Consider the following 16,507-nt stretch of genomic DNA (forward strand, 5'->3'; position numbering starts at 1 on the left):
CTTTGGCCTACTTGCCAGGAACCCCAGGTGTTTGAGACGGAACCATCGTCTTCGAGGAGTAAGCTATGTTCAAGGATAACTGGATTCAGGCGCTGGCCGAGCTGGAACAAAAGGGGGAACCCTGTGTGCTGGTGACGGTGGTGGAGCACAAGGGCTCCACCCCGCGGGACAGCGGCACCAAGATGCTGGTGACCGAGCAGGGCTGCTATGCCACCATAGGTGGCGGCCACCTCGAATACAAGGCGCTGGAACTGGCCCGGGACATGCTGGCCCGGGGCGAGCAACAGATGAAGGTCGAGCGCTTCAACCTGGGCGCCAGCCTGGGGCAGTGTTGCGGCGGCATGGCCACCATCATGCTGGAGCCGGTGGTACGGCCCCGCCATCACCTGGTGCTGTTCGGCGCCGGCCATGTGGCCAAGGCGCTGGTGCACCTGCTGGCGACCCTGCCGTTTCGCATTACCTGGATAGACGAGCGGGCCGAGGAATTTCCCGCCGAGCTGCCCGCCGGTGTCACCCGGGTGGTGAGCGAGGATCCGGTGGACGAGGTCGACGACCAGCCCGCCGGCAGCTTCTACCTGGTGATGACCCACAACCACCAGCTCGATCTGGAACTGTGCGCCCGTATTCTCAAACGCAACGACGCCCGCTACTTCGGGGTGATCGGCTCGCGCACCAAGCGCAAGCGCTTCGATTACCGGCTGCGGGAGCGGGGCTTCGACGACGCGGCCCTGGCCCGGATGATCTGCCCCATCGGCCTGGCCGAAGTGACCGGCAAGCACCCGGCGGAAATCGCGGTGTCGGTGGCGGGACAGTTGATCGCCGCCTACCAGGCCGTACCGGTACCCATGACAGGGGCGGCGGAAGCCGCCGAAATCCACCCGCTTTAAGTTTTATTGATTGAAGGAGACGCACGACCATGACGCAGCCAAAGGCGTATCGTGCCGCGATTTTGCACAGCCTGGGCGATCCGGCCCAGGTCGGTCTGGAGGCCAGTTACGCCTACTACCCGGACGGCGTCCTGGTGGTGGCCGACGGTCGCGTCCGGGATATAGGCCCGGCCGACGAGGTGCTGGCGCGCCAGCCCGCCGGGCTCGACATCACCCGGTTTGAAAACCGGCTGATCACCTCGGGTTTTATCGACACCCATATCCACTTTCCCCAGACCGAGATGATCGCCTCCTATGGCGAGCAACTGCTCGACTGGCTCAACAACTACACCTTCCCGGAAGAGCGCAAGTTCGTCGACCAGGCCCACGGCGCCCGGGTGGCCGAGCTGTTCCTGGACGAGCTGCTGCGCAACGGCACCACCACCGCCATGGTGTTCGGCACCGTGCACAAGGCGTCGGTGGATGCCTTCTTCACCGCCTCCCACGCGCGTAACATGCGCATGATCGCCGGCAAGGTGATGATGGATCGGCACGCCCCCGACTACCTGCTCGACACGCCTGAGTCCGGTTACGCCGACAGCAAGGAGCTGATCGAGCGCTGGCATAAAAAAGGCCGCCAGCTCTATGCGGTGACGCCGCGCTTCGCCCCCACCAGCACCGCCGAACAGCTGGCGCTGGCCGGCAAGCTGCTGGCGGAATACGACGACGTCTATATGCAGACCCACCTGTCCGAGAACCAGCAGGAGATCGAATGGGTCAAGTCCCTGTTCCCGGAGCAGAAAGGCTACCTGGACGTGTACGATCACTTCGGCCTGCTGGGGGATCGCTCCGTGTTCGCCCATGCGGTGCACCTGGAGCAGGAGGAAGCGGCACGCATGGGGGAAACCGATTCGGTGATCTCCTTCTGCCCCACCTCCAACCTCTTCCTGGGTTCCGGCCTGTTCGACCTGCCCGGTGCCGAGCAGCGGGGGATCCGGGTCGGCCTGGGCACCGACGTGGGGGCCGGTACCAGCTTTTCCATGCTGCAGACCATCAACGAGGCCTACAAGATCCAGCAACTGCGCCGGCACAAGCTGCATCCGCTCAAGGCGCTCTATCTCGCCACCCTGGGCGGCGCCCGCTCGCTGCGGCTGGAAGACAAGGTGGGCAACCTGGCGGTGGGCAAGGAGGCGGACTTCCTGGTGCTGGACCTGCACGCCACCCCGCTGATGCAGGCGCGGATGAACAATGCACACAATCTGTTCGAGCAACTCTTCGTGCTGATGATGCTCGGAGATGACAGGGCCATCGCACAAACGTATATTTACGGCGAGTGCCGTTATCGGCGTGATCACTAGCCGGCGACGTCCTGCATTGCAGAATATCCGATAAACGCCCGTCAAGGGCGTTTTTTGTGTTCAGTCACAGACTTTGATATTCCGGCTGTCGAATCGGCAAAAACCCAGTAAGATTGTATACGAGAGCAATAACAATTTATTAACCGGCAAGGAATGCGGTACTCCGCCGTAGATACAGGCCGTAACTGGAAACCTAAACATGAGTTCACTCAGTCAACTGGAGCCAAGACCTGTCAAGTCGAGCTCAAACACTCAGGACGATATCGTTTACGAACATATCTTCGACGCCATTCTCGAACAGCGGCTGGCGCCGGGCACCAAGCTCAGCGAGGAAGCCCTGGGCGAGATCTTCGGCGTCAGTCGGACCATTATCCGCCGCGCCCTGCTGCGGCTGTCCCACGAGCAGGTGGTCAGCATCCGGCCCAACCGCGGCGCGGTGGTGGCGGCCCCCAGCGTGGAAGAAGCCCGGCAGATCTTCGCCGCCCGCCGGGTGGTGGAGCTGGCGGTGACCGAACTGGCGGTCGAGCACGCCACGCCCGAGAGCCTGGCCCGCATGCGCACCATGGTGCAGGAAGAGCAGGACGCCTTCGCCCGGGGCGATCGGGGCACCGGCATCCGTCTGTCCGGCGAGTTCCACCTGGAGTTGGCCCATATGGCCAACAACACGCCGCTGCTCAATTTCCAGCGCAGCGTGGTGTCCCAGACCTCGCTGATCATCGCCCAGTACGAGGTCGGCCACAAGGCCCACTGTTCCTTCAACGAGCACGAAGAGCTGCTCAAGGCCATCGAGTCGGGCGACAAGGACAAGGCCGTGACCATGATGAAGGAGCACCTGGATCATATCGAGGCCAAGCTGAACCTGGATAACGAGTCCGCCTCCACCGATCTGCACGTGGTGTTCTCCGGTGTGGTGAAAAAACAGAGTGGCCGCCGCCGCTGATACTCCCCAACGCGTGGGGCGGCCTGGCCGCCCACGCCGTTTCCTCTCTCTTCCTTTCACCTATCCATCTGATTTCCAAATACTTATTTTGTGGTCCAAGTCGATGCCGCCAACTGGCGCTACCGGTATCGAGGCCCGGCTCCTAATGTTGTGAACATGTAAACGGCAGTCCCGCTGCCGGTGTCCGTTCACCGCCACCTCCGGTGGCCAAGGGAGAATCTGATGTCAGCCGAAAACCAGAAAACCGTCGCCCTGCTCGAGCAGTTGTTCGCCGCCTTTAACCGCCACGATATCGAGGGCGTCATGGCCTGCATGGCCGACGACTGCGTGTTCGAGGGCGCCGCCGGCAGCGAGGCCTTCGGGACCCGCTTCAGCGGTGCCGAGGCCGTGGCCGCCGCCTTCGTCAAGGTCTGGACCACCTATCCCGACGTCAGCTGGCAAGGCACCAGCCACTTCGCCGCCGGCGACCGGGCCGTGTCCCAGTGGACCTTCTGCGCCACCTGTCCGGACGGCCGCCGCATCGAAGCCGACGGGGTCGATGTCTTCACCCTCAAGGACGGCAAACTGGTCCTGAAGCAAGCGTTCCGCAAGGACCGCCCCTTGCTGGATCCCCAGTAACCGCCACCACCTGATCTCGGGGAACACGAATATGGATATTGCCAACAACACCCAGGCGGAACTCCGCCAGCCGGCCCAGGCCAAAACCGTGCTGGACCGTTACGATCCCAGCTACGATCCCCTGGTGGCCGCCACCCCGGGACGGGGCCAGCAGTACGCACCGACCTACTGGGTGGCCACCGCCGGCACCCCGCCGGAAGACGACGGCCCGGTCACCGCCGACATGGACGTGGACGTGGTCATCATCGGCAGCGGATTTACCGGCCTGTCCTGCGCCGTCTTCTTGGCGAAGGAGCACGGCATCAAGGCCACGGTGCTGGAAGCCAACCAGGTCAGCTGGGGCTGCACCAGCCGCAACGGCGGCCAGGCCCAGAACGCCTCGGGCCGGCTCAGCCGCTCCCAGTGGATCCAGCGCTGGGGCCTGGACACCGCCCGGCGCATGCACGAGGAGGTGCGCGAGGGCTTCGACACCTTCAGGGGGCTGATCCGGGACGGCAACATCGACTGCAACCCCCAGGACGGCGGCCACCTCTACATCGCCCACCGGGACAAGGCCATGCGCAAGCTGGAGGCCGAGGCCAAGGTGCTGCGGGAGCAGTTCAACTACCACACCGAGCTGCTGGACAAGGCCACCCTCAGCCGCAACTACGTGAACGAGGCGGAGGCGGTGGGCGCCATGCACGAGCCGGACGGCATCGGCGTGCATCCGCTCAAGCTGGCCCAGGGCTATCACCGCATGGCGCGGGAGCTGGGCGCCACCATCCATCCCTCCAGCCCGGTGCTGGGCTGGGAGACCCGCAACGGCGTGCACTACCTGCAGACCCCGGGCGGGGTGGTGCGGGCCCGGGCGGTGGGGGTGGCTACCGGCGGCTATACCTCCCAGGGGCTGCACCAGAGCCTGCGCAGCAAGATCATGCCGATACTGTCCAACTCCCTGGTGACCCGGCCGATGACCGACAGCGAGATTGCCCAGTGCAATTTCATCACCAACGAGGTGATCACCGACACCCGTACCCTGCGCTATTACTACCGCAAGCTGCCCGACAACCGGCTGCAGATCGGCAGCCGCAGTTCCATCACCGGCGCCGATGCCCACAATCCCAAGCACCTGCAGGTGCTGATCGACGGCATGCACCGCAAGTTTCCGGCACTCAAGGGCATCAAGATCGACTACTCCTGGTGGGGCTGGGTGGACGTCAGCCACGACATGATGCCGCGCATCGCCCAGCCGGATGAAAGGGAGCAGATCTTCTACGCCCTGGGCTACGGCGGCAACGGCGTCATGTTCTCGGCCCATGCCGGCCGGCGCATGGCCCAGCGCATCGCGGGTATCCGCGAGGGGTTCGAGCTGCCCATCTACAACTCGCCGCTGCCGGGACACCTGTTCGCGCCCTTCCGCCGCCTGGGCCAGCGCATGCTCTACCACTGGTACCACCTGCGCGACGAACACCTGTAATGGTATAGAGCATCATATAGTTTAAAACTGAGGCGGCTCTGATACGCTTTTGGTCGAAGGCATTGTTGATTCTGGCGAGGCAGAGGCCGTCGGCCAAAGGGTGCTACTCCTCCGGCACGCCGTAAACCCATCCCTGGGGGCTCCGCTGCGCCCTCCCTGGCGCGGAGGGCCGGCGGAGCAGCGCTCTTTGTCCTCCCTATCGCCCCCGCTGCTGCCTGTTGGCACCGCCGCCAGCATCGCGAAGCGATGATACGGCGGTTGCCGCGACATCCGGCAGGTGCGAGCCTACAGGGGGCGAGCTTGCTCGCCGCGACGAGCGGTTTCGGCCTGACCGAACATCCAGTGAATGTTCGCAGCAGGCCGAAACAGCGAGTGTCATATTTTGCGGCGTGTCGGCGGAGGTGGCTCTGTTGACTCTCTCTAGGTTGCAACAGACAACAAATAGCTAATTGGTCGTTTTATGAATTGTTCGGTGCTCTAGTTCGCCAGAACCACGCCGGGAGCCGATGCCCCGGCGTTTCTATTTTGTTTTCAATATGTTGCCATGTGGTTTACAAGCGGCAGCAAAAAGGGTCAAACTGGGCTGTTCCGGCCCGCGGGGCCATGCATCGACAGGTAAGTTGAGTCACCATGTTCCAGCTGTTTCACCTCTCCACGGAAAAAAGCACCAGCCTGCAGCAGCAGCTGCGCGAGCAGATCGCCGCCGCCATCCTCAACGGCAACATCCCCCAGGACAGCCCGCTGCCCTCCAGCCGCAAGCTGGCCAAGCAGCTGTGCATCGCCCGCAATACGGTGGTGCTGGCCTACGAGCACCTGCTGGACGACGGTTATCTCATCGCCCGCGAGCGCAGCGGCTATTTCGTCAACCCCGAGATACTGTCGCGCCAGCCCGAGGTGCCGGCCAAGGAAAACCCGCTCGAGGGCGGCCATGCGCCCGACTGGGCCCGCAAGCTCAAGATCCGCCCGGGCAGCCAGCAAAACATCACCAAGCCCAAGGATTGGCAGAAGTATCCCTATCCCTTTATCTACGGCCAGTTCGACCCCAGCCTGTTCCCCAGCAACAACTGGCGCGAATGCTGCCGGGACGCGGTGAGCGTGCCGGCGATCCGGGACTGGGCCTCGGACCGCTTCGACAACGACGATCCCCTGCTGATCGAGCAGATCCGTACCCGGCTGCTGCCCCGGCGCGGAGTCTGGGCCTCGGCGGACCAGATACTGGTGACGGTGGGTGCCCAGCAGGCGCTGTACATGCTGGCCCGGCTGCTGCTGGACGGTGCCAGCACCATCGGCATCGAGGATCCGGGCTATGTGGATATCCGCAATATCGCCACCATGAACCCGGCCAAGGTGCGCCCGCTGCCGGTGGACGAACAGGGACTGATCGTCGACGAACGGCTCGATGGCTGTGATCTCGTCTACAGCACCCCCAGCCACCAGTGCCCCACCACGGTGACCATGCCGCTGGAGCGGCGCTATGCGCTGCTGGACAAGGCCAGCGAGCAGGACTTTTTGATCATCGAGGACGACTACGAGAGCGAGAGCAACTTCAGGACCAACCCCATTCCGGCCCTGAAGAGCCTGGACAAGAACGACAGGGTGCTCTATGTGGGCAGCCTGTCCAAGACCCTGGCGCCGGGACTGCGCCTGGGCTACCTGGTGGGGCCGGCCGAGCTTATCCGCGAGGCGCGCGCCCTGCGCCGGCTGATGCTGCGCCACCCGGCGGCCAACAACCAGCGTTCGGTGGCGCTGTTCCTGGAGCGGGGCTACCACGACGCCCTGATCATGAACATCGCCAAGGCCTACGAGGAGCGCTGGCAGGAAATGGGCGCGGCGCTGGATGAATACCTGCCGTCTTCCAGCCGCCAGCCCAGCTTCGGCGGCTCCTGCTACTGGGTGCGCGGCCCCGAGGGGCTGGACAGCCGCCTACTGCGCAAGGAGGCGGCGGACAGGGGGATCCTGATCGAACCCGGCGACATCCATTTCCTGGCCGAGCCGGTGCCGCTAAACTACTTCCGCCTGGGCTACTCTTCCATCCCCGCCGCCAGGATCCGCCCCGGCATCAAGGCACTGGTGGAGCTGATCCAGGATATGGTCTGAAGTGCGATACCTCGCTCGGCGATGGCCTGGCGCTAGCGATAAAGCGGTTGCGCCCTGGGCCGCTGACGATACTGGCCCGGTGTCATGCCGACCACCCGCCGAAAGTCGTGGATAAAGTGAGCCTGATCGTAATAACCGGCGTCGTGGGCCAGCTCGGTCAGCCGCCGGCCGTCCCCGGCCTTGAGGCGCTCCCTGACATGGGCGACCCGCAGCAAACGCCCGTATTCCTTGGGCGACAGACCAAGCCAGAGGGCGAACTGCCGCTCCAGCTGGCGCTGGCTCAGGCCGACGGCTGATGGCAGCCGGGCGATGGGAAGGCGGCCCTGGTGGAGCTGCAGCCACTGGAGGGCGCGACGCAATCCCCCCGGGGAATCCGGCGAGGACAGCAGCCGGGGAGCCAGTTCCCGTTCCAGCAGGGCCAGGCATCGACCGGCGTCCGCCTGTTGATAAAGCTGTTCCGCCAGGGCGCCGCCCGAAAAGTACAGTGCCAACTCCTCGGCCGATGCCTGTTGTCCGAGCAGGTCGCGCAAAGGGCGGGTGAAGAAGCCATAGGCGCTGCCGGGCCGGAACCTGACTCCCCAGGCATCGATCCGGCCGGACAGGGTCAGCCTCAGACTGTGCCGCATGGGGCCGCCTATCAGGCAGGAAGCCGGCGTATGCCGCCCATTGAAGATCAGGGGATCGCCCAGGTTGAAAATGATGCCGCTGCCACCTTCGGGATGCAGCCATTCGGTGGTGCTCTGTCCTGCGGGCAGGCTTCCCTGCAATCGCCAGTAACACTGAATGAAGGGGCTCAGCCCGGCGCTGGGCGGATAGCGCAAAAAATCGAGTCGGCTCATCGGAATCGGGTGCGTTGGTCTGGTCCGGGAACCAGCCTAGCAGAGTCGGCCCCCAAGGCGAATGTCGAAAATCTACAATTTCCACCTTCCCGGGCCCCCTACACTGGCGCAGACATCCATCACAAGCAGGAGTACCGCCATGTCTGTACGAATCGACTATCACCAGGTCGCCCCCGGCGCCGTTCGGGCCATGCTGGGGCTGGAGCAGTATCTGGCCGGCCAGAAAGGAGAGGAAGGCCTGCCCCCTTCGCTGCTGGAGCTGGTCAAGATCCGGGTATCGCAGCTGAACGGCTGTGCCTACTGCCTCGATATGCATACCAAGGATGCCCGAGCCGCGGGCGAGAGCGAGCAACGGCTGTATCTGCTCGGCACCTGGGAGGAGGCGCCCTGTTTCGATCCCCGGGAAAAGGCGGCGCTGGCCTGGGCCGAGGGCTTGACCCTGCAGGCTCAGAACGGGGTCACTGAGGCGCTGTTCCGCCGTACCCGGCAGCAGTTCAGCGAGCGTCAACTGGCCGATCTGACCCTGGCCATCGTCGCCATCAATGGCTGGAACCGCTTTGCGGTAGCGCTGGGGGCCGAGGTCGGCTCCTACCGGGCAGGGCAACAGGTTACGGCCTGAGGGGGGATTGATACGGACGGCAGGACGTCGACAGGCGTCCTGCCGTTTTTTCATGTCCGGGCAATGGTCCTTTAACACTGGCGTAACAGGGCGGATGAAACTGGTCCTACTCTCTTCCCCCCCCACTTCCTAATCTAGCTCCAGTGAATCACATCGCAGCCAGCAGGCGCCATTCGCCCCGCCGACATCCGGGAGGGGAAGCCCGGAACGAGGCGGCCGGCGGTGGCCGATTCACCACAGAACCAATAACAAACAAATGAAAACCTGCTTGAACCGAAACATTGGATTGAACCCTCCGGGGTGACGGCCACCACCGTCACCGACAGGAACCAGCAAAAAGGAAGACAGCTATGCCACGTATGACTCCCAGTGAAGCCATGGTCGAAACCCTGGCGGCCAACGGTGTAACCGATATCTTCGGCATCATGGGCTCCGCCTTCATGGACGCCATGGACATCTTCGCCCCGGCGGGCATCCGCCTGATCCCCACGGTGCACGAGCAGGGCGCCGGCCACATGGCCGACGGCTACGCCCGGGTCAGCGGCCGGCACGGCGTCTGTATCGCCCAGAACGGCCCCGGCATCACCAATTTCGTGACCGCCATCGCCGCCGCCTACTGGGCCCACAGCCCGGTGGTGTGCATCACCCCGGAAACCGGCTCCATGACCCAGGGCCTGGGCGGCTTCCAGGAGGCGCAGCAGCTGCCCTTCTTCGAGACCATCACCAAGTACCAGGGCCACGTGGCCAACCCGGCGCGGATGGCCGAGTTCACCGCCCGCTGCTTCGACCGGGCCATGCTGGAAAACGGCCCCACCCAGCTCAACATTCCGCGGGACTTCTTCTACGGCGACATCAACGTGGAGATCCCCCAGCCGATCCGTATCGAGCGCGGCGCCGGCGGCGAGCAGAGCCTGCAGCAGGCGGCCGCCCTGCTGGCCGAAGCCAGGAACCCGGTGATCATCTCCGGCGGCGGCGTGGTGATGGCCGATGCGGTGGAGGAGTGCAAGGCCCTGGCCGAGTTCCTGGGTGCCCCCGTGGTCAACAGCTACCTGCATAACGACTCCTTCCCGGCCAGCCACCCGCTGTGGTGCGGCCCGCTGGGCTACCAGGGCTCCAAGGCCGGCATGAAGCTTCTCTCCCGTGCCGACGTGGTGCTGGCGCTGGGCACCCGACTGGGTCCGTTCGGAACCCTACCCCAGCACGGCCTGGACTACTGGCCGAAGCAAGCCAAGATCATCCAGGTGGACTGCGACGCCAAGATGCTGGGCCTGGTGAAGAAGATTTCCGTCGGCGTGTGCGGTGACGCCAAGGCCGCCGCCGTCTCCATCCTGGAGCGGCTGCAGAACCTCAACGTCGCCTGCCTGGAGAACAAGGGCGCCCGCGCCGGCGAGATCGCCGCCGAAAAAGCGGCCTGGGAAGCCGAGCTGGATCAGTGGATCCACGAAAAGGACGACTATTCCCTGGACATGATCGCCGAGCAGGCGGAAGAGCAGGGCAGCTACCTGCATCCGCGCCAGGTACTGCGCGAGCTGGAAAAGGCCATGCCCGAGGACGTGATGGTGTCCACCGACATCGGCAACATCAACTCGGTGGCCAACAGCTACCTGCGCTTCGAGAAGCCGCGCTCCTTCTTCGCCGCCATGAGCTTCGGCAACTGCGGTTACGCCCTGCCGACCATCATCGGCGCCAAGACCGCCGCGCCTCATCGCCCGGCCATCTCCTACGCCGGTGACGGTGCCTGGGGCATGTCGATGATGGAGATCATGACCTGTGTACGCGAACACATTCCGGTGACCTCCATAGTGTTCCACAACCGCCAGTGGGGCGCGGAGAAGAAGAACCAGGTCGACTTCTACAACCGCCGCTTCGTGGCCGGCGATCTGGAAAACCCCAGCTTCGCCGACATCGCCCGCGCCATGGGTGCCGAAGGGGTGACGGTGGACAAGCTGGAAGACGTGGGCCCGGCCCTGAAGGCCGCCATCGCGCGCCAGATGGAGGAGGGCAAGACCACCGTCATCGAGATCATGTGCACCCGCGAGCTGGGCGACCCCTTCCGCCGCGACGCCCTGTCCAAGCCGGTGCGCCACCTGGACAAGTACAAGGACTATTGCTGATAAAGGAGGCTGCCCGCCACGGCGGGCAGCTCGGCTTTATCATCAAGCCGTCTGTTTTACTGGCATGAGCCGGCCAAAGGGCCCACTCCTCCGACACGCCGCAAGTACGTCCATGTAGGCTCGCACATGCCATCCCTGGCATGTGACGGTCGGCGGAGCGGTTCCCTTTGTCCGTCTCTTCTGACATGGGTGTCGCCTGTTTATGCCAGTCTGCCGATACCGGAACACAACCCGATGCCATTGTGTCAGTGGCCTCCGGTGGTCTTCTGTCGAACAGGAAGGGAATCATGCTCAATACCGCGCCCAAGGAATGCCCGCCCCGCTTGCTGGCCCAGGCCCGCCAGCACCCCAGGGTCACCACTGTGGTGATCAACCCGGTCAACGCCGTTTCCCTGGCCAGCGCCCGGCTGGCCCGGGAGCAGGGGCTGATCGAGCCGATACTGGTGGGGGATGTGGCCGTCATGCGGCATCAGGCCCAGGCCATGGGCTGGACGCTGGACGGCCTGCGCCTGGTGCCGGCCGCCGACGAAACCGAGGCCGCCCGGCTGGGCGTCGCCCTGGTCAGCCAGGGCGAGGCCGGCGCCATCATGAAGGGCCATGTGCATACCGATATCCTGCTGCGGGCGGTGCTGAACAAGTCCGCCGGGCTGCGTACCGACAGCCGGCTGAGCCACCTGTTCCACATGACGGTGCCGGGCAGCTGCAAGGCCCTGTGCATCACCGACGCGGTGATCAACGTCCAGCCGACAGTGCTCGACAAGCTGCACATCGCCCGCAACGCCATCGGCCTGATGCACGCCCTGGGCAACCCCGAGCCCAAGGTGGCGGTGCTGTCGGGCACCGAGGAGGTGAGCAAGAGCATGCCTTCCAGCCTGGACGCCGCCGAGCTGGTCAAGCTGGCGGCCATGGGGGCCCTGCCCGGGGCCCTGGTGGAGGGACCGCTGGCCTTCGACAATGCGGTCTCGGCGGAGGCGGCGGCCATCAAGGGCATCCACGGCCGGGTGCCGGGGCAGGCGGACATCCTGCTGGTGCCCAACCTGGAGTCGGGCAACTTCCTGTTCAAGCAGATGGTGTACTTTATGGGCGCCACCGCCGCCGGCCTGGTGCTGGGCGCCAGGGTGCCGATCATCCTCACCTCCCGCGCCGATCCGCCCGAGGCCCGGCTGGCGTCCTGCGCCCTGGCCGCCCTCCATTGTGCCCACCAGGCCAGCCGCGCCGCGGTGGCCTGAGCCTCGACCCGAAAGGAGCTGTCCATGTCACTCAGTCGTTATGGTTTTATCGTCAAGGGGCCGGATCTGGAGCTGTTCAAGCACCACGGCCGCATCAAGAGCGACGGCTTCGACATCGCCGTGGCCGGGGTGCGTACCCTGGAGGAGGCGGTCATGGCCGCGCAGGAAATGCTGACCCGGCGCATCGAGCTTATCGAGCTGTGCGGCGGCTTCAGCGCCGAGGAGGAAGCGCAGATCCGCGCGGCGATCCAGGATCACGTGCCCCTGGGGCGGGTAAGCTACCGGCCCGAAGACCAGGGGCGGGTCGACTGGCCCTGATCCCGTCGAGGCAGCTTTATGGCTGACGGCCGGCCCGGCGAGGACCGGCCGTTTCCAGCTCCCCCTGCCGGCTCAGCCGGTAGTGATCCAGATCCCGTGCAAGCACCAGCCTGCCCCCGTAATGGGCGCGGGCTTCCGCCGCTATCTCGTCGATATGAGGCGAGCCGGCACCGTCCTGGTAGCGGGGGCTGAAGTGGGTGAGGATCAGGTTGGGCAGGCCGGCCTGTTCGGCGAAGCGGGCTACCCGCTCGGCGTCGCTGTGTTGGGGCGCCGGTCCCAGGCGCTCGGCCACTTCCCGGGTGTAGGTGGCCTCGTGCACCAGCAGGCAGGCGCCCCGGGCGGCCTCCGCCAGCAGGGCGGGGCTGTCGTTGTCGCCGGCGATGATCACCTTGCGCGGCGCCCGTTCGGGCAGCCGGTAGTCCCGCCCCCTGAGGCGCCGTCCCTCGAACTCCAGCTCCTCCCCCCGGTGCAGCCGGCCCCACAGCGGGCCGGCGGGAATGCCCTCGGCGGTCAGCCGGGCCACATCCAGCTTGGCTTCCACCCGGGTTTCGGTAAACACATAGGCATAACTCGGTACCCGGTGGGACAGGGCCACCGGTTCCAGTATGAAATCCTGCACCGCCAGGGGGGCCTGCAGCGATTCGACCGGCACGAAATCGATGGGGAAGTCGAGCCGGAGATCGCTCAGCCGGGCCACGCACTCGATAAAAGCCGCGATGGGCGTGGGGGCGATGATGCGCAGCGGCGCCGTGCGACCGGCCAGGGCGGCGCTGGCCAGCAGCCCGGGCAGGCCGTAGCAGTGGTCGCCGTGCACATGGGTGATCAGCAGGGTGTCGAGCTGCATCGGCGACAGCCGGGTATGCAGCAGCCGGTGCTGGGTGCCTTCGCCGCAGTCGATCAGGCACCAGGCGCGGGCGCCGGCCCTGCGCAGGGCCAGGCCGGACACGTTACGGCTCTTGGTGGGGGTACCGGAGGAGGTGCCGAGGAAGATCAGTTCCATGCTCTGCGCCGACGAAAAAGGAGACCCTTGATGGTAACCGCAAGCGCCGGGATGGGGAATCCGGAGTCACTTTCTGGAGCATCATATAGTTTGAAATTCCTCCCTATCGCACCGCAGCCGCCTGCTGGCACCACCATCAGACGGCGTAAGGGCCTGAAAGAGGCAACAGGGATTGCCTCCGCCGACCGTCACATGCCAGGGGGCGCGAAGCGCCTTGCACCGCCGCCAGCATCGCGAAGCGATGATACGGCGGTTTCCGCGACATCCGGCATGTGCGAGCGTACAGGGGGCGAGCTTTCTCGCCGCGACGAGCGGTTTCGGTCTGACCGAACATCCAGTGAATGTTCGCAGCAGGCCGAAACGGCGAGTGTCATATTTTGAAGCGTGTCGGCGGAGGTAGCCCTGTTGCCTCTTCACTGGGGCATGACAGACAAGCTCTGTGAATATCCTAAACTGGCTCCCGGCAGAATGGCATCATTCAGCCGGCGCTCTTTTTCTCCGGCCGGGGCACGATCAGGGTGGGGATGCGCGACTCGCGCAGCACGTTCTTGGCCACGCTGCCGAGCAGGGTGTGCAGCCAGCCCTTTTCGTGGGCGCCCATCACGATAAGATCGCAACCCAGCTCCCGGGAGCGGCGGAGTATGGTCTGCACCGGGTAGCCCTCCACCACTTCGCAGCCGACGATCTTGGCGCGCAGCGCCTTTTCGGTGGGGGCGATCACCTCCCAGAAATAATCCTGCCGTTGCTGCAACTGGGCCCTGGCGTGGTTGAGCCGCTGGTGCAGGAATTCCTCCCGGCTGCTCTGGTTGAGGATGTAGGACTGCAGGGTCAGCTTCTCGTCACCGGACAGTTGCTCCACCACGTTCAGCACATGGATGTCGGCGCCGGTCTGCCTGGCCAGGTAGACGGCGTACTGGAAGGCGTAGGAGGCGTTCTTGGAGAGATCGGTGCAGTAGAGGATCTTGTTCACTTGGGGCAGCATCTGGACACTCCTTTTCGGTGATCAGGCTTCGGCATGGCGGCCTCTGGGTAACAGTATGGTGCCGCCGCCGGGGCTTGTCCTTGACCTGGGTCAGCCCGGCGGCGGCTTGCGCTAATAGCCCAGCAAGCCGGGCAGGAACAGGGCTATCTGCGGCACATAGGCGATGATGAAGACGGCGATCACCGACGTCAGGGCGAAGGGCAGGGCTCGTACCGAAATCTCCTCGATGGAGGTGCCCGACACCCCGGAGGCGATGAACAGGTTCTCGCCGAGCGGCGGGGTCTGGAAGCCGATGGACAGGCAGCACACCACCACTATGCCGAAGTGGATGGGGTCTATTCCCAGGTTGTAGGCCACCGGCAGCAGCACCGGTGTCAGTATCATGATGGCGGCCAGGGTCTCCATGAACATGCCCACGAACAGCAGAAAGAAGATGATCAGCGCCCAGATCAGGTAGATGTTGGTGGTCATCTCCAGCATGGAGGCGGCGACGATGGCCGGGATCTGGTTTTCCACCAGCAGGCGGCCGAACACGGTGGCGGTAAACAGGATCAGCAGCACCCGTCCGGTCAGCCAGGTGGTGGTTTCCAGCGAGCGCAGCACGTCCTTGAACTTCAGCTCCTTGTGCACGAGAAAGCCGATCACCAGGGTGTAGAAGATGGCGACGATGGCGGACTCGGTGGGAGTGAACAGGCCGCTGTAGATGCCGCCCAGGATGACGATGGGCGCCAGCACCGACCAGATGCCCTTGCGCAGGGCGGCCAGGGTGTTGCTGGCGGACCAGCCCTCGGTGGTGCCCTTGTAGCCGTGCTTGCGGCACAGGAAATAGTTCATGATCAGCAGGCCGCAGGACAGCACCAGGCCAGGCAGGAAGCCGGCGATAAACAGCTTGGGAATGGACACCGACTGGAACTGGCCGTGCTGGGCAATGGCCTCGGGTGGCGCCATCAGCCCCATGGCCGAGATGCCGAAGATCACCATGGGAATGGAGGGCGGTATCACCACCCCCAGGCCGCCGGAGGAGGCGGTGATGGCCGAGGCGTAGCCCTTGCCGTAGCCGCGCTGCACCATGGCCGGGATCATCAGCATGCCCACGGCGGCGGTGGTGGCCGGGCCCGAGCCGGAGATGGCGCCGAAGAACATGCAGGCCATGACGGTGGCGGCGGACATGCCGCCGGTGAAGGGGCCGGCGAAACTTTCGGCCAGGTCCACCAGCCGTTTGGAAATGCCGGCGGCCTCCATCAGGGCCCCGGCCAGGATAAAGGCGGGCAGGGCCATCAGCGGAAAGGAACCGACCGAGGTAAAGGCGATCTGCACGAACTTGATCGGGTTTTCGCCCAGGTAGAGAAAGGAGGCCAGCGCCGAGACGCCCAGCGAGACGCTGATGGGCGCCCCGAGCAGCAGCAGGGCCAGGAAGCTCCCGAACAGTATCATGACGACGGATGATTCAACCATGGGGGTGCTCCTGCCTTAACTCGACTTGGGTTGGCCCGAGGATTCGATCAACTTCTCGACCTCCAGGGACTCGGGATCCCGGATGTCGATGCCCCTGACCAGCTTGTAGTAGTTGACCTGCAGGATGCGCAGCGTCATCAGCGCGAAGGCGATGGGCAATATCATGTAGACGTACTTCATAGGAAAACCCAGGGTCTGGGATTTCCAGAACAGGTTCATCTTGTTGAACACGAAGTCGTAGCTCAGCCAGACGAAGTAGCTGTTGAAACAGACCCAGATCAGGTCCGCCAGGGCCTCCGAGATCACCGCCACTTTGGGCGGGAAGAGCTTGAACTGAAAGGTCACCCTGTTGTGGGCCGCCAGCTTGGTGGCATAGCTGGCGCCGAAATAGACGAACCAGACGAACATGTAGGTAGACAATTCCTCACTCCAGGACAGGGAGTGGTTGAACAGCTGCCGCGAAATAATCTGGATGAACAGGATCACCACAAAGGTGGCGAGCAGGGTGCTGCAAATCACCCTTTCTATGTTATCGAGGATCTTGAAGATCAGTTTGCCGATGGTCATGGCGTTTCCTCCCTGAGAAAAATGCACCCGGGCGCGGCCCGAGTGCATT

15 protein-coding genes are annotated in these 16,507 nt (G+C 64.5%); 10 read left to right on the forward strand and 5 right to left on the reverse strand.

The genetic code is table 11. The annotated features are described in order from the left end of the window. Positions 1-65 precede the first annotated feature (65 nt). The 6 genes from xdhC (at position 66) to pdxR (ending at position 7,335) form a co-directional block, all read left to right on the forward strand. Positions 66-887 carry a xanthine dehydrogenase accessory protein XdhC gene (gene xdhC, locus ACT7DK_RS02895; protein ID WP_445396151.1) on the forward strand — a complete coding sequence of 274 codons (822 nt, stop codon included), beginning with the start codon at positions 66-68 and terminating at the stop codon, positions 885-887. A 29-nt stretch (positions 888-916) separates the two neighbouring features. Continuing rightward, positions 917-2,224 (forward strand): guanine deaminase, encoded by a 1,308-nt coding sequence (guaD, locus tag ACT7DK_RS02900; protein ID WP_445396153.1) that lies wholly within the window; start codon positions 917-919, stop codon positions 2,222-2,224. Positions 2,225-2,423: 199 nt separating this feature from the next. After that, a complete protein-coding gene (locus tag ACT7DK_RS02905) occupies positions 2,424-3,164 on the forward strand; it encodes a GntR family transcriptional regulator (RefSeq protein ID WP_096778381.1) in 741 nt (246 codons plus the stop codon). Positions 3,165-3,386: 222 nt separating this feature from the next. Next, positions 3,387-3,782: a nuclear transport factor 2 family protein gene (locus ACT7DK_RS02910; protein WP_094039620.1), complete on the forward strand. Its 396-nt coding sequence runs from the start codon at positions 3,387-3,389 to the stop codon at positions 3,780-3,782. A gap of 31 nt (positions 3,783-3,813) precedes the next feature. Further along, positions 3,814-5,238 carry an NAD(P)/FAD-dependent oxidoreductase gene (locus ACT7DK_RS02915; protein ID WP_094039619.1) on the forward strand — a complete coding sequence of 475 codons (1,425 nt, stop codon included), beginning with the start codon at positions 3,814-3,816 and terminating at the stop codon, positions 5,236-5,238. Positions 5,239-5,868: 630 nt separating this feature from the next. After that, positions 5,869-7,335: a MocR-like pyridoxine biosynthesis transcription factor PdxR gene (gene pdxR / locus ACT7DK_RS02920; RefSeq protein ID WP_445396156.1), complete on the forward strand. Its 1,467-nt coding sequence runs from the start codon at positions 5,869-5,871 to the stop codon at positions 7,333-7,335. A gap of 32 nt (positions 7,336-7,367) precedes the next feature. Here the strand turns inward: pdxR and ACT7DK_RS02925 are convergent, their stop codons facing one another. Then, positions 7,368-8,174, reverse strand: a complete 807-nt coding sequence (locus ACT7DK_RS02925) for an AraC family transcriptional regulator (protein ID WP_445396158.1) — start codon at positions 8,172-8,174, stop codon at positions 7,368-7,370. A gap of 139 nt (positions 8,175-8,313) precedes the next feature. Here ACT7DK_RS02925 and ACT7DK_RS02930 point away from each other — a divergent pair, with 139 nt between their 5' ends. The 4 genes from ACT7DK_RS02930 (at position 8,314) to ACT7DK_RS02945 (ending at position 12,454) form a co-directional block, all read left to right on the forward strand. Beyond that, the gene (locus tag ACT7DK_RS02930; protein ID WP_445396160.1) at positions 8,314-8,793 is read left to right on the forward strand and encodes a carboxymuconolactone decarboxylase family protein; all 480 of its coding nucleotides are present in this window, start codon (positions 8,314-8,316) and stop codon (positions 8,791-8,793) included. Between the two features lie 350 nt (positions 8,794-9,143). Continuing rightward, on the forward strand, positions 9,144-10,907 hold the full coding sequence (gene xsc / locus ACT7DK_RS02935) for a sulfoacetaldehyde acetyltransferase (RefSeq protein WP_445396162.1): 1,764 nt from the start codon (positions 9,144-9,146) through the stop codon (positions 10,905-10,907). Between the two features lie 287 nt (positions 10,908-11,194). After that, positions 11,195-12,136, forward strand: coding sequence for a bifunctional enoyl-CoA hydratase/phosphate acetyltransferase (locus ACT7DK_RS02940; protein WP_445396164.1), 942 nt, complete (start codon positions 11,195-11,197; stop codon positions 12,134-12,136). Between the two features lie 24 nt (positions 12,137-12,160). Beyond that, on the forward strand, positions 12,161-12,454 hold the full coding sequence (locus ACT7DK_RS02945; protein WP_094039615.1) for a DUF6506 family protein: 294 nt from the start codon (positions 12,161-12,163) through the stop codon (positions 12,452-12,454). Between the two features lie 16 nt (positions 12,455-12,470). On the opposite strand, the gene ACT7DK_RS02950 is transcribed toward ACT7DK_RS02945, so the two are convergent. The 4 genes from ACT7DK_RS02950 to ACT7DK_RS02965 all read right to left on the reverse strand — a co-directional run bounded on the left by ACT7DK_RS02950 (position 12,471) and on the right by ACT7DK_RS02965 (position 16,458). Continuing rightward, positions 12,471-13,454 carry a ribonuclease Z gene (locus tag ACT7DK_RS02950; RefSeq protein ID WP_445396166.1) on the reverse strand — a complete coding sequence of 328 codons (984 nt, stop codon included), beginning with the start codon at positions 13,452-13,454 and terminating at the stop codon, positions 12,471-12,473. Positions 13,455-13,932: 478 nt separating this feature from the next. Next, a complete protein-coding gene (locus ACT7DK_RS02955; protein WP_445396168.1) occupies positions 13,933-14,436 on the reverse strand; it encodes a universal stress protein in 504 nt (167 codons plus the stop codon). A 111-nt stretch (positions 14,437-14,547) separates the two neighbouring features. After that, the gene (locus ACT7DK_RS02960; RefSeq protein ID WP_445396170.1) at positions 14,548-15,891 is read right to left on the reverse strand and encodes a TRAP transporter large permease; all 1,344 of its coding nucleotides are present in this window, start codon (positions 15,889-15,891) and stop codon (positions 14,548-14,550) included. A gap of 15 nt (positions 15,892-15,906) precedes the next feature. Next, entirely contained in the window at positions 15,907-16,458 is a 552-nt protein-coding gene (locus tag ACT7DK_RS02965) for a TRAP transporter small permease (protein ID WP_094039611.1), read from the reverse strand. Between the last annotated feature and the right edge of the window lie 49 nt (positions 16,459-16,507).

The organism is Zobellella sp. An-6, from assembly GCF_052487945.1.

What these genes read in the sequence shown, in the direction of transcription:
- xdhC (WP_445396151.1), top strand. Translation starts at nt 66, where the DNA reads ATGTTCAAGGATAACTGGATTCAGGCGCTGGCCGAGCTGGAACAAAAG.
- guaD (WP_445396153.1), top strand. Translation starts at nt 917, where the DNA reads ATGACGCAGCCAAAGGCGTATCGTGCCGCGATTTTGCACAGCCTGGGC.
- ACT7DK_RS02905 (WP_096778381.1), top strand. Translation starts at nt 2,424, where the DNA reads ATGAGTTCACTCAGTCAACTGGAGCCAAGACCTGTCAAGTCGAGCTCA.
- ACT7DK_RS02910 (WP_094039620.1), top strand. Translation starts at nt 3,387, where the DNA reads ATGTCAGCCGAAAACCAGAAAACCGTCGCCCTGCTCGAGCAGTTGTTC.
- ACT7DK_RS02915 (WP_094039619.1), top strand. Translation starts at nt 3,814, where the DNA reads ATGGATATTGCCAACAACACCCAGGCGGAACTCCGCCAGCCGGCCCAG.
- pdxR (WP_445396156.1), top strand. Translation starts at nt 5,869, where the DNA reads ATGTTCCAGCTGTTTCACCTCTCCACGGAAAAAAGCACCAGCCTGCAG.
- ACT7DK_RS02925 (WP_445396158.1), bottom strand. Translation starts at nt 8,174, where the DNA reads ATGAGCCGACTCGATTTTTTGCGCTATCCGCCCAGCGCCGGGCTGAGC.
- ACT7DK_RS02930 (WP_445396160.1), top strand. Translation starts at nt 8,314, where the DNA reads ATGTCTGTACGAATCGACTATCACCAGGTCGCCCCCGGCGCCGTTCGG.
- xsc (WP_445396162.1), top strand. Translation starts at nt 9,144, where the DNA reads ATGCCACGTATGACTCCCAGTGAAGCCATGGTCGAAACCCTGGCGGCC.
- ACT7DK_RS02940 (WP_445396164.1), top strand. Translation starts at nt 11,195, where the DNA reads ATGCTCAATACCGCGCCCAAGGAATGCCCGCCCCGCTTGCTGGCCCAG.
- ACT7DK_RS02945 (WP_094039615.1), top strand. Translation starts at nt 12,161, where the DNA reads ATGTCACTCAGTCGTTATGGTTTTATCGTCAAGGGGCCGGATCTGGAG.
- ACT7DK_RS02950 (WP_445396166.1), bottom strand. Translation starts at nt 13,454, where the DNA reads ATGGAACTGATCTTCCTCGGCACCTCCTCCGGTACCCCCACCAAGAGC.
- ACT7DK_RS02955 (WP_445396168.1), bottom strand. Translation starts at nt 14,436, where the DNA reads ATGCTGCCCCAAGTGAACAAGATCCTCTACTGCACCGATCTCTCCAAG.
- ACT7DK_RS02960 (WP_445396170.1), bottom strand. Translation starts at nt 15,891, where the DNA reads ATGGTTGAATCATCCGTCGTCATGATACTGTTCGGGAGCTTCCTGGCC.
- ACT7DK_RS02965 (WP_094039611.1), bottom strand. Translation starts at nt 16,458, where the DNA reads ATGACCATCGGCAAACTGATCTTCAAGATCCTCGATAACATAGAAAGG.